Source organism: Arthrobacter sp. NicSoilB4 (assembly GCF_019977335.1).
Taxonomy (GTDB): Bacteria; Actinomycetota; Actinomycetes; order Actinomycetales; family Micrococcaceae; genus Arthrobacter.
Genome location: NZ_AP024653.1, coordinates 2,851,308 through 2,863,118 on the forward strand (window position 1 = coordinate 2,851,308; position 11,811 = coordinate 2,863,118).

10 protein-coding genes are annotated in these 11,811 nt (G+C 68.2%); 7 read left to right on the forward strand and 3 right to left on the reverse strand.

All coding sequences use genetic code 11. The features are described 5' to 3' along the window. The first annotated feature begins 40 nt into the window (after positions 1 to 40). The 3 genes from LDO13_RS12895 (at position 41) to LDO13_RS12905 (ending at position 4,492) form a co-directional block, all read left to right on the forward strand. Positions 41 to 1,531, forward strand: a complete 1,491-nt coding sequence (locus tag LDO13_RS12895) for an RNB domain-containing ribonuclease (RefSeq protein WP_224047121.1) — start codon at positions 41 to 43, stop codon at positions 1,529 to 1,531. 310 nt (positions 1,532 to 1,841) lie between these two features. Then, positions 1,842 to 3,611, forward strand: a complete 1,770-nt coding sequence (locus tag LDO13_RS12900; protein ID WP_224047122.1) for a DEAD/DEAH box helicase — start codon at positions 1,842 to 1,844, stop codon at positions 3,609 to 3,611. A gap of 8 nt (positions 3,612 to 3,619) precedes the next feature. Then, positions 3,620 to 4,492 carry a site-specific DNA-methyltransferase gene (locus tag LDO13_RS12905; protein WP_224047123.1) on the forward strand — a complete coding sequence of 291 codons (873 nt, stop codon included), beginning with the start codon at positions 3,620 to 3,622 and terminating at the stop codon, positions 4,490 to 4,492. A gap of 20 nt (positions 4,493 to 4,512) precedes the next feature. Here LDO13_RS12905 and LDO13_RS12910 read toward each other — a convergent pair whose 3' ends face one another. Beyond that, the gene (locus LDO13_RS12910) at positions 4,513 to 5,358 is read right to left on the reverse strand and encodes a PHP domain-containing protein (protein ID WP_224047124.1); all 846 of its coding nucleotides are present in this window, start codon (positions 5,356 to 5,358) and stop codon (positions 4,513 to 4,515) included. A 130-nt stretch (positions 5,359 to 5,488) separates the two neighbouring features. Here LDO13_RS12910 and LDO13_RS12915 point away from each other — a divergent pair, with 130 nt between their 5' ends. Beyond that, entirely contained in the window at positions 5,489 to 7,072 is a 1,584-nt protein-coding gene (locus LDO13_RS12915; protein ID WP_224047125.1) for an aminopeptidase P family protein, read from the forward strand. Between the two features lie 91 nt (positions 7,073 to 7,163). Here the strand turns inward: LDO13_RS12915 and LDO13_RS12920 are convergent, their stop codons facing one another. After that, positions 7,164 to 8,063, reverse strand: coding sequence for a general stress protein (locus tag LDO13_RS12920; protein ID WP_224047126.1), 900 nt, complete (start codon positions 8,061 to 8,063; stop codon positions 7,164 to 7,166). Positions 8,064 to 8,140: 77 nt separating this feature from the next. On the opposite strand from LDO13_RS12920, the gene LDO13_RS12925 reads away from it, so the two are divergent. From LDO13_RS12925 to LDO13_RS12935, 3 genes are read left to right on the forward strand one after another with little or no spacing between them, the layout of a single operon-like run. Continuing rightward, complete coding sequence (locus LDO13_RS12925; RefSeq protein WP_224047127.1) at positions 8,141 to 9,424, forward strand: CBS domain-containing protein; 1,284 nt, start codon at positions 8,141 to 8,143, stop codon at positions 9,422 to 9,424. Continuing rightward, positions 9,405 to 10,190, forward strand: a complete 786-nt coding sequence (locus LDO13_RS12930; protein ID WP_224047128.1) for a DUF1003 domain-containing protein — start codon at positions 9,405 to 9,407, stop codon at positions 10,188 to 10,190. The genes LDO13_RS12925 and LDO13_RS12930 overlap by 20 nt, the downstream gene beginning before the upstream one ends. 11 nt (positions 10,191 to 10,201) lie before the next feature. Beyond that, complete coding sequence (locus LDO13_RS12935; RefSeq protein WP_224047129.1) at positions 10,202 to 11,368, forward strand: Mrp/NBP35 family ATP-binding protein; 1,167 nt, start codon at positions 10,202 to 10,204, stop codon at positions 11,366 to 11,368. Here the strand turns inward: LDO13_RS12935 and LDO13_RS12940 are convergent. Next, a complete protein-coding gene (locus LDO13_RS12940) occupies positions 11,365 to 11,760 on the reverse strand; it encodes a twin-arginine translocase TatA/TatE family subunit (protein ID WP_224047130.1) in 396 nt (131 codons plus the stop codon). The genes LDO13_RS12935 and LDO13_RS12940 overlap by 4 nt on opposite strands. Positions 11,761 to 11,811 lie beyond the last annotated feature (51 nt).

Genomic DNA, 11,811 nt, shown 5'->3' on the forward strand with positions numbered 1-11,811 from the left:
ATCCAAGACTAATGGCGCAAATCGAGCTAATCTGATTTTCGTGTCCCATCACCGCCTGACCCCGAGCGTCCACCGGCAAGAGAACCAACTGGCCGAGGCGCTCAGCGCGCTGCGGGCAACGCTCGAACTGCCCGGCCCCTTCCCCGAGGACGTGCTCCGGGAGGCCAAGGAGGCAGTCGCGCGCCACGAGCTGCCGGAGCTGGATTTCACGCACATCGAGTTCGTGACCATCGATCCGGCGTCGTCCACCGACCTGGACCAGGCCCTCTTCATCGACCGCGCCGGCGAGGGCTACACGGTGTTCTATGCGATCGCCGACGTCCCCTCCTTCGTGGCCCCCGGGGGTGCCCTCGACGCCGAGACCCGCCGCCGCGGCCAGACCTTTTACACCCCGGATGGCCGGATCCCGCTGCACCCGGAGGTCATCAGCGAAGAAGCCGGAAGCCTGCTGGCCGGCCAGCTGTGCGCCGCGTTTGTCTGGGAATTCGAGCTGGACGCTGCCGCCGAGGTGTCCGCGGTGCGGGTGCGCCGGGCCGCGGTCCGCAGCCGGGCCAAGCTCAACTACCCGGGCGTGCAGGCCGAACTCGACGCCGGCACCGCCGCACCCGTGCTGCAGCTGCTCAAGGAAGTCGGAATGAAGCGCGTGGAGCTGGAACGGCTCCGCGGGGGCGCCAGCCTCAACATGCCGGAACAGGAAATCGAACAACTGCCCGACGGCGGCTACCGGATCGTGGCCGCCCCGCCGCTGCCCGTGGAGGACTGGAACGCACAGATTTCCCTCATGACGGGGATGGCCGCCGCGGGAATCATGCTGAAGGGCAAAGTCGGCATCCTGCGCACCATGCCGGCTCCGGATGCCGCCTCGCTGGCGCATTTCCACCGCCAGACCCGCGCCCTGGGCAAGCCGTGGGACGGCGAAATGAGTTACGGCGAATACCTGCGCACCCTCGATCCCACCGACCCGCAGCAGCTGGCCATCGTGCACTCGGCCGGCATGCTGTTCCGCGGCGCCGGCTACACCCCGTTCGACGGAACGGTTCCCGACGCCGCCATCCAGGCCGCGATCGGCGCAGCCTACGCCCACTCCACCGCCCCGCTGCGCCGGCTGATCGACCGTTTTGTCCTGGTGATCTGCGAGGCACTCAGCAACGGCGCGGACGTCCCGGCCTGGGCCCGCGAAGCCCTCCCGTCCCTGCCCGCGATCATGGCCGCCTCGGACCAGCTGGCCGCCCGGCTGGAACGCCTCTCGCTCGATACGGTCGAGGCGGCACTCCTGGTCAACCACGTCGGCCAGGAGTTCGACGCCGTCGTGATCTCCGGTTCCAAACCCGCCCGAAACGGAAAGAACGGGAACGGAAAGAACGGCAACGGGGGCGGCAACGGAAACGGCCCCTCCGGGATCGTGCAGATCGCCGAGCCTGCGGTCACGGCCCGCTGCCCCGGCGAACTGGAACCCGGCACCCACGTCCGGGTGCGGATTGTTTCAGCCGACATTGCCACCCGCGAGGTCCGGCTGGAGCTGGTGGGCTGAGCAATTGGCGCTGTTCCCCCCGCGCATCTTGTATGACTCAGCGCGGTCCGTCGAGGATCCGGGCCGCGTACAGCTAGACTGGAAGGGTAGATATGGATGCCCGGTCGTTGATTTCCTTGATTTTCGAATTCAACAAGCCCGCCCCTACGCGATCTTGAGATAGACCCGCTGGTCACCAGTGCCAGCATTTAGATAGCCCGCGATCGGCTTCCACTGGATTTGCTTGCGCGCCTGAGCGTGCTCCGGAACGGCCACCCGGCCGGCCCCGTTGAGCAAGCAGCGCAGCCCAAATGAATAAGGAAACTCCCCTGTGAGTGAATTGCACACGCACCAGCTTCTGACCGACGATTCCGGAACGGAAACGATCGAGCCGGAAGAGACCATCATCTCGGACGAAAAGCCGCACGAGATAGCCGAGAAGACCTTCGCGGACTACAACGTCCGCGCCGATATCGTGGAGTCCCTTGCCGACGCCGGCATCACCCACCCCTTCCCGATCCAGGCCATGACCCTGCCGGTCGCCCTGAGCGGCCATGACATCATCGGCCAGGCCAAGACCGGAACGGGCAAGACCCTCGGCTTCGGCATCCCGGCGCTGCAGCGCGTCGTCGGACCGGACGACGCCGGGTTCGACAAACTCCCCGCCCCCGGCGCACCGCAGGCCCTCGTGATTGTTCCGACCCGCGAGCTGGCGGTCCAGGTTGCCAGCGACCTGCAGAACGCCGCCCGCAAGCGCAACGCCCGGATCACCACGATCTACGGCGGCCGGGCCTACGAGCCGCAGGTTGAGGCGCTGCAGAAGGGCGTCGAGGTCGTCGTCGGTACTCCCGGCCGCCTCATCGACCTGTACAAGCAGAAGCACCTGGTCCTGAAAAACGTCAAGATGGTCATCCTTGACGAGGCCGACGAAATGCTGGACCTCGGCTTCCTGCCCGACGTCGAGACCCTCATCGCCGGCACGCCGCCCGTGCGCCAGACGCTGCTGTTCTCCGCCACCATGCCCGGCCCGGTCATTGCCATGGCGCGCCGCTACATGACGCAGCCGACCCACATCCGCGCCGCCGACCCGGACGACGAGGGCCTCACCAAGCGCGACATCCGCCAGCTGATCTACCGCGCCCACAGCATGGACAAGATCGAGGTAGTGGCCCGCATCCTGCAGGCCCGCGGCCGCGGCCGCACCATCATCTTCACCAAGACCAAGCGCACCGCCGCCAAGGTTGCCGAGGAACTCGTGGACCGCGGCTTCGCCGCCGCGGCAATCCACGGCGACCTCGGCCAGGGCGCCCGCGAGCAGGCCCTCCGCGCCTTCCGCAACAACAAGGTGGACGTTCTCGTCGCCACCGACGTCGCCGCCCGCGGCATCGACGTCGACGACGTCACGCACGTCATCAACTACCAGTGTGTCGAAGACGAAAAGATCTACCTGCACCGCGTGGGCCGCACCGGCCGCGCCGGCAACAAGGGCACCGCCGTGACCTTCGTCGACTGGGACGACATGCCCCGCTGGGGCCTGATCAACAAGGCCCTGGGGCTCAGCGTCCCGGAGCCGGTGGAAACCTACTCCTCCTCGCCGCACCTCTTCGAGGAACTCGACATCCCCGAGGGCACCAAGGGCCGCCTGCCCCGCGACAAGCGGGTGCTCGCCGGCGTCGACGCCGAAGTCCTCGAGGACCTGGGCGAGACCGGCAAGAAGAACACCCGCGCCGGCGGACAGACCAGCGGTCGTGACAGCGGTCGTGACAGCGCCCGCAGCGGCTCACGCGACGGCAGCAGCACGGGCGGCCGCGACGGAGGCCGCAGCAGCTCCCGCGAAGGTGGCCGCGACACGCGCCGCAGCGCCGGCGCCGGCGGCGGAAAAGACAGCGGACGCTCCGGCGACCGCCGTCGCCGTCCGGCCGACGCCGAAGCCAGCACCGGCCCCGCCGCCGAGGCACCGGCCAGGTCAGCCGCCAGCGCGCCGACCGAGGTTGACCGCGCCACCCGTGCACGCCGCCGCACCCGCACCCGCCGCCGCAACGGTGAAGTGGTCGCCGGCGAGGCTCAGGGCGGCGCTCCGGCACGCAGCGCCGAGGCCTAATCCCCTTTATGGCTGACACCGTCTGGGCGCCGGACGGCAGCAACCTGGTGGTACACGCGGACAACGCGGAGTTCCTCCCAACGCTGCCGGACGGCGCCTTCACACTGATTTACGTGGACCCGCCCTTCAATACCGGCCGGGTCCAGAAGCGCCAGGAAACAAAGATGGTGCTCAACGCCGGCGGCGAGGGCGACAGGGTCGGGTTCAAGGGCCGGTCCTACGACACCATCAAGGGCGCGCTGCACAAGTACGACGACGCGTTCAGCGACTACTGGACCTTCCTCGAGCCCCGGCTCGTCGAGGCCTGGCGGCTGCTCGCCGACGACGGCACCCTGTATCTGCACCTGGACTACCGGGAGGTGCACTACGCCAAGGTCATGCTCGACGCCATCTTCGGCCGGGAGTGCTTCCTGAACGAGATCATCTGGGCCTATGACTACGGCGCGCGCGCCAAATACCGCTGGCCCACCAAGCACGACAACATCCTCGTGTACGTCAAAAACCCCACGAAATACCACTTCGACAGCGCCGAGGTGGACCGGGAGCCGTACATGGCCCCCGGCCTGGTCACGCCGGCCAAGCGGGAGCTCGGCAAGCTTCCCACGGACGTCTGGTGGCACACGATCGTCTCCCCCACCGGCAAGGAGAAGACCGGCTACCCGACGCAGAAGCCCGAAGGGCTGATCCGTCGTGTGGTGGCCGCCTCCAGCCGGCCCGGCGACTGGTGCCTGGACTTCTTCGCGGGCTCCGGGACGCTGGGCGCCGTCGCGGCGAAGCTGGACCGCAGGTTCGTGTGCGTGGACCAGAACCAGCCCGCGATCGACGTCATGGCCAAGCGGCTCGCCCCGCACGCCGCATTCACGTCGTTCCCGCGCAACTAGCTCGCGTCTAACGGGGGCGGTCAGCGCACTACGGGGGTTCCGGTTCCCAGTTCCTCGATCCGGGCGAACACCTCGGGCGAGGTCAGGTTCTCGCCCAGCAGGTTCGGTTTCCCCGCCCCGTGGTAGTCGGAGGACCCCGTGACCAGCAGTCCGTACCGGTCCGCGAGCTTGCGCAGGAACGCCCTGCCCTCCTCGGGATTGTCCCGGTGGTAGATTTCCAGCCCGGCCAGGCCGGCGTCGATCATTTCCCGGTACGTGCGCTCCCCCACGATCCGCCCGCGGGCGGTCGCCACAGGATGGGCGAACACCGGCACGCCGCCGGCCGCACGGACCAGTTCGACGGCGAACGCCGGGTCCGGCGCGTAATGCTGCACAAAGTAGCGTGAACGCGAGGTCAGGATGGATTCGAACGCCTCTGTGCGGTCGGCGACCACGCCCGCGGCCACGAGCGCGTCGGCGATGTGCGGCCGGCCCAGCGTGGCCCCGGGCGCCACATGGTGGATGACATCGTCCCAGCTCAGCGGGTAGTCCTCCGCGAGCAGGCTGACCATCCGTTCGGCCCGGGTGAAACGGGCGTCCTTGGCCTTGGTGATTTCCTCCAGCAGCCCGGGGTGCGCCGGGTCGTGCAGGTAGCAGAGGAGGTGCACACTGATGCCCTCCACCGTCCGGCAGGAGATCTCCATCCCCGGAACCAGCGTGACGCCGTGTTCCCGGGCGGCCACGGCGGCCTCGGCCCAGCCGTCGGTGGAGTCGTGATCCGTCAGGGCGAGGACGTCGATGCCCGCCTCCGCCGCCGAGGCCATCACCGCGCCGGGTGCTTGGGTGCCGTCGGAAACGTTCGAGTGGGCATGCAGGTCGATCCTCACCCCACCAGCCTAGTAGATCGACGCGGCCAGCCCCCTGAGGGATGCAGCGGAGGGATGCAGGGGAGGGATGGAGCGGATGAACGCCCCGGCCTGTTGGCCCAAGCCGCTCCGCTGGTGAGACTATGGGACGGTGAACGATGCAGATAACACCCAAGTCTCCGCTTCCCAGCCCCTCGACGAGCGCGTCAACAACCGCTCCCAGCGGCCCAGCTCCGATGCCTTCAAGGCGTTTATGGCCAGCAACTGGGCTCCGTCCAGCGAACAGCTGCCGGAACGCGACGCCGTCGCCGGCCACGCAGCCACCCGCCGTCGCGCCATTTCAGAGCAGTTCAAAGGCGAACGCCTGGTCATTCCCGCCGGTCCGCTGAAGGTCCGCTCGAACGACTGCGACTACCGTTTCCGCCCGCACTCCGGCTTCGCGCACCTCACCGGCCTGGGCCTGGACCACGAGCCCGACGCCGTGCTCGTCCTGGAACCCGTCGAGCAAGGCAAGGGCGACGACGGCGGCCACCACCGCGCCACGCTGTACTTCCGCCCGCTGGCCGGCCGCGACACCGAACAGTTCTACGCCGACTCCCGTTCCGGCGAGTTCTGGATCGGCGCCCGCCCCACGCTGGCCGAGTTCAAGGCCCGGCTCGGACTGGCCACCGCGGACATCAGCGAACTCGAACTCGGCATCACCAAGAACGTGGGTGCTCCGGAAATCGGCGGCATCTCCATCCGGCTGGTGCGGAAGGTCGACGAGAACATCGACGCCCTCGTTGACACCGCGCGCTACAACACTGCGAAGGACCCGGAGAACCTGGACCTGGGCATCCTTGACGCCCTCGACGAAAAGCTCACCGAGGCACTCTCCGAACTGCGCCTGCTCAAGGACGAGTGGGAAGTCGAACAGATGAAGACGGCCGTCGCCGCCACCGTGCAGGGATTCACCGAGGTGGTCAAGGCCCTGCCGCGGGCGCTCACCCACCAGCGCGGCGAGCGCGTCGTCGAAGGTGCGTTCTTCGCCCGCGCCCGGGAGGAAGGCAACGAGCTCGGCTACGACACCATCGCGGCGTCCGGCAACAACGCCACGGTGCTGCACTGGACCAGGAACACCGGCAAGGTCACTGCCGGAGAACTGTTGCTGCTGGACGCCGGGGTCGAGGCGGATTCCCTGTACACGGCGGACATCACGCGCACCCTGCCGGCCAACGGCACGTTCTCCGAGATCCAGCGGAAAGTCTACGAGGCCGTGCTCGACGCCGCTGACGCCGGGTTCGCCGCCGCTCAGCCGGGCACGAGGTTCCGCGACATCCACACAGCCGCGACCACCGTACTGGCCGAACGGCTGGCCGACTGGGGCCTGCTGCCGGTCTCCGTCGAGGAAGCCATCAGCGCCGAGGGCCAGCAGCACCGCCGCTGGATGCCGCACGGCACCAGCCACCACCTTGGCCTCGACGTGCACGACTGCGCCCAGGCCAAGCGTGAACTGTACCTCGACGGCGTACTGACGCCCGGCATGGTCTTCACGATCGAACCCGGCCTGTACTTCAAGGACGAGGACCTCGCCATCCCCGCGGAATACCGCGGAATCGGCGTCCGGATCGAGGATGACATCCTCATGACCGCCGACGGTCCGGTCAACCTCAGCGCCGCCCTGCCCCGCAAGGCCGACGACGTCGAGTCCTGGATGGCGGGAATCTACCAGGAAGTGGACGGCCAGACGGCATAGTTCCGCTTGTGCCGGCTGGTCCGTCGGTACGCAGAAGGCCTCCGCCCGGATCGTTCCGGGCGGAGGCCTTCAGCGTTTGCGGGCAGCGACTCTAGTGTTGCGAGCCGTCCTGGCCGGGCTCCCGCTTGGCCGCGTCATCGACGCGGACCCCGTACTGCGGGCGGCCGTCGGGCAGGTCCGGATAGGAGAAACCGGAGGGCTTGGCCGCTTCCTCCTTGTCCGGTGCGGCGTCGGCGGATCCTGCCGGCTGCCCGGAAGGCCCTGCCTCATGGCCCGGGGCCGGCTGGTTGCCGGGCTGCCATCCGCCAGCGGGCTGTCCGCCGGATTCGGGAGCCCGCTGGCCGTAGGGGTCGTTCCAGCCCGCGGGGCGCTGCGGGGCATGGCCGGGCTGTTCGGAACCCTGCCCGGGGCCGGGCTGGTACGGCTGGTGCTGGTAGTCGCGCTGGGAGTAGCCGGCCGTTCCGGCGGATGCCGTGGCGTCACGCTGGGTCATCGGCAGCTGGTGGAGCAACCGCCGCGCCTCGTTCGCCGCCTCAAAGGACACCACGACGTCGTAGTTGGTCGCCACCACCTGGCTCGTGGAGGTGAAGTCCCGCTTCCCCCGCTGCATGGCGTACGTGACGATGCCGAACAGCATAAAGAACGCCGCGCCCATGAGCACCGACGTCACAATGGAGAAATACCCGGGTGTGGTGGAGAAGAAGGACAGCATGATGCCGACGAACAAACCGAACCACATGCCGCTCAGCGCGCCCGACAGGGCCACCCGCGGGTACGTGAGCCGGCCGGTGACCCGTTCCACCATCTTCAGGTCGTTGCCGACGATCGAGACCATCTGCACCGGAAACTGCTGGTCCGCGAGGTAGTCCACCGCCTTCTGGGCATCCAGGTAGGAGTTGTAGGAACCAACGGTGTCGCCCTTGGGGACACTGCGGGCCTCGTCCGGGCCGTTGGGGGCGCCAGCCCTGGGAGCACCAAAAATGTTTGACATACGCCTATTCTTACCTATCCTGCTGGGCACCGGCTGTAAATTCAGCTAAAAGAGAGCGGACTCGGTAGCCTGTACAGGTGAGTACAAATGTTTCGCGGGTGTTTGTTGCGCGCCTGCTCGGACTCGACGTCTTCGACCCACTGGGCGACCGGCTGGGCCGGCTGCGCGATGTCGTTGTGCTCTCCCGCGGCACCCGCGGCGCCCCGCACGTGGTGGGCATCGTCGTCGAGGTTCCCGGGAAGAAGCGCGTCTTCGTCCCGATGACCCGGATCACCTCGATCGACCAGACCCAGATCATCTGCACCGGGCTGGTGAACCTGCGCCGCTTCGAACAGCGTGGCGCCGAAACCCTCGTTGTGGCTGAAATGTTTGACCGCCGCGTCACGCTCGCCGACGGCAGCGGGGACGCCACGATCGAGGACATCGCGATGGACAAGCACCGCTCCGGTGACTGGTTCGTCAGCAAGCTCTTTGTCCGCCGCGGCCACTCCCTGTCCCCGCTGAGCAGGCTGCGCCGCAACGAGACACTGATCATCGACTGGACCGACGCGCAGCAGGGCGCCCGCACCGAGCCCCAGGCCGCCACCCAGTTTGTCGCGACCCACGAGGACCTCAAGCCTGCAGACTTCGCCGAAGCGCTGCAGGAGATGAGCGACAAGCGCCGCTTTGAGGTCGCCAGCGAGCTGCAGGACGAACGGCTGGCGGACGTCCTGCAGGAGATGCCCGAAGGCGACCAGGTGGAAATCCTCTCCGCCCTCGACGTGAATCGTGCCGCCGACGTGCTCGAGGAGATGGACCCGGACGACGCCGCCGACCTCCTCGCGGAACTCCCGAGCGCCCAGGCCGAAGAGCTGCTCCAGCTGATGGAGCCCGAAGGTGCAGAAGACGTCCGGCGGCTGCTCGAATACGACGAGGACACCGCCGGTGGGCTGATGACGCCGGTCCCGGTTATCCTGCCCCCGGAAGCCACCGTCGCGGAGGCCCTGGCCCACGTGCGCCGCGAAGAGCTCTCCCCCGCCCTGGCGTCGTCGATCTTCATCGCCCGGCCCCCCTTGGAGACGCCGACGGGCCGGTTCCTCGGCGTCGTCCACATCCAGCAGCTGCTGCGCTTCCCGCCGCCCGAACCTCTGGGCAACCTGGTGGACAAGACCCTGGAGCCGGTGTCGGACCAGGCCCACATCAGCGAGGTCGCCCGCACTCTGGCCACGTACAACCTCAACTCGCTCCCCGTCGTCAACAGCGATGGTCGGCTTGTCGGGGCGGTGACTGTTGACGATGTGCTGGATCATCTGCTGCCCGATGACTGGCGCGCCCACGAGGACGACGCCCCGATAAGGAAGCTTGGAGGCCGCATTGGCTGATAGCAGCGCACCACGGAACCCGCACGTCCGGACGGGCAGCAAATCGTCCAAGGGAAGCCTCGATACCCCGCTGAGCGGTCGCCAGCGGATCCTGCCGAAGTTCTCCCCGAACCCGGATGCGTTCGGCCAGACCACGGAAGGGTTCGCCCGCTTCATGGGCACGCCGCAGTTCCTGGTCTACATGACGGTGTTCGTTGTCATCTGGCTGGCCTGGAACACTTTTGCCCCGGAGGACTGGCAGTTCGATTCCCGGGCCCTCGGTTTCACCCTGCTGACCCTGATGCTCTCGCTGCAGGCCTCCTACGCGGCGCCGCTGCTGCTGCTCGCCCAGAACCGGCAGGATGACCGTGACCGTGTCTCCCTCGAGCAGGACCGCCAGCGAGCGGAGCGCAACCTCTCGGACACCGAGTACCTCACCCGGGAACTCGCCTCGCTCCGCATCGCGCTCCGGGAAGTCGCCACCCGCGACTACGTCCGGGCCGAGCTGCGCAGCCTGCTCGAGGACATGCTGGAAGCGCAGGAGGAACTGCGCACCCACGACCCCACGGCCGGCGCGCACGAATCGCCCCGCGACAAGGTCAAGGAAAAGCTGAAGGAACGCCGCGACAAGCAGCGCACCCCCCGGACCCAGCAGATCCCCCGGGTCAAGACCGACACCAGGAACGACCCCAAAACCAGCAAGAAAGCCGGCACGACCGACACCCTGCGCGGCGCCGCACCGGACACCGCAAGCGCCCCGGCACGCCCCGCATCCCCCGAGAGCTGAGCATCCACCGCATGAACCCTACCCAGGACAGCAGCATCCAGGACACGTCGCCGGGCTCTTCCCTGGAGAAAGCCGTGCAGGCCGCACTTGGCACCGTGATCGACCCGGAGCTCCGCCGCCCCATCACGGAGCTGGGCATGGTGGACACCGTGGAGGTGTCCGACGGCGGCCGGGTCCGGATCACGGTGCTCCTGACCATCGCGGGCTGCCCCCTGCGCGGCACCATTACCGCCGACTGCGAGGCGGCCCTGGCCGCCGTGCCCGGCGTCACCGGCGTCGATGTCGAGCTGAAGGTCATGACGCAGCAACAGCGCGACGCCCTGAAGGAGCAGCTCCGCGGCCCCGGCGGGCAGCGCGGGATCCCGTTCAACGACCCCGGCTCACTGACCAAGGTGTACGCCGTCGCGAGCGGCAAGGGCGGCGTGGGTAAGTCCTCCGTGACCGTGAACCTCGCCTGCGCGCTGGCCGCGCAGGGGCTGCGCGTGGGGATCGTGGACGCTGACGTCTACGGTTTCTCCGTCCCGGCGCTGATGGGCATCACGCAGGCCCCCACCCGGGTGGATGACATGATCCTGCCGCCGGTGGCGTACGGCGTCAAAGTCATCTCCATCGGTATGTTCGTCACCGGCAACCAGCCGGTCGCGTGGCGGGGGCCCATGCTGCACCGCGCGCTGGAGCAGTTCCTCACCGACGTCTATTTCGGTGACCTCGACGCCCTCTTCCTGGACCTTCCGCCCGGAACCGGCGACATCGCGATCTCCGTGGCCCAGCTCCTGCCCAAGGCCCAGATCCTCGTGGTGACCACGCCCCAGGCCGCCGCCGCGGACGTGGCCGAACGGGCCGGGGCCATCGCGACCCAGACCGGGCAGAGCGTCGCCGGCGTGGTGGAAAACATGTCTTACCTGGAAATGCCCGACGGCAGCCGGATGGAACTGTTCGGCAGCGGCGGCGGCGCTGTGCTGGCCGAACGGCTGTCCGCGACGGTGGGCGCCGAGGTTCCGCTACTGGGCCAGATTCCGCTGGACATCCTCCTCCGGGAGGGCGGGGACGCCGGGGTTCCCCTGGTGCTGGGCCGCCCCGAGACGCCGTCTGCCGTTGCGCTGCTGGACATCGCCGGGAAGCTCGCCGCGGTCCCGCGCGGGCTCAGCGGAATGTCCCTGGGCCTGCAGCCCCGCTAGGTTGCCTCAGAGTCGAAGGGCGCCGCTTCACCGTCCGCGAGACGCTCCACCTCGCGCGCCGGGCGGCGCTCCGCGGCCGCGGAGGCAGCAACCGCCGTGGCTGCCGCGGCCGGGGCACCGGCGCTGACCGGCTTGGTGTCATCATCCAGCAGCGCTTCCTTGATGATCCGGCGCGGGTCATACTGCCGCGGGTCGTATTTCTTCCAGTCGACCTCATCGATATCGATGCCGACTTCTTCCTTGATCTGTTCCCGCGCCCCGGACGCCATCCGGCGGACTTCCTTGACGATGTTGGCCAGCTTCTGGGTGTATTCGGGCAGCCTGCTGGGGCCAATCACCAGAAGTCCGATGATCAGCAGAAGTAAGAACTCCGGTCCATTGATTCCAAGCACTGTAGGAAGATTACCCTCTTAGTCGGAGCTGGGACGATTCGGCCGTGACAC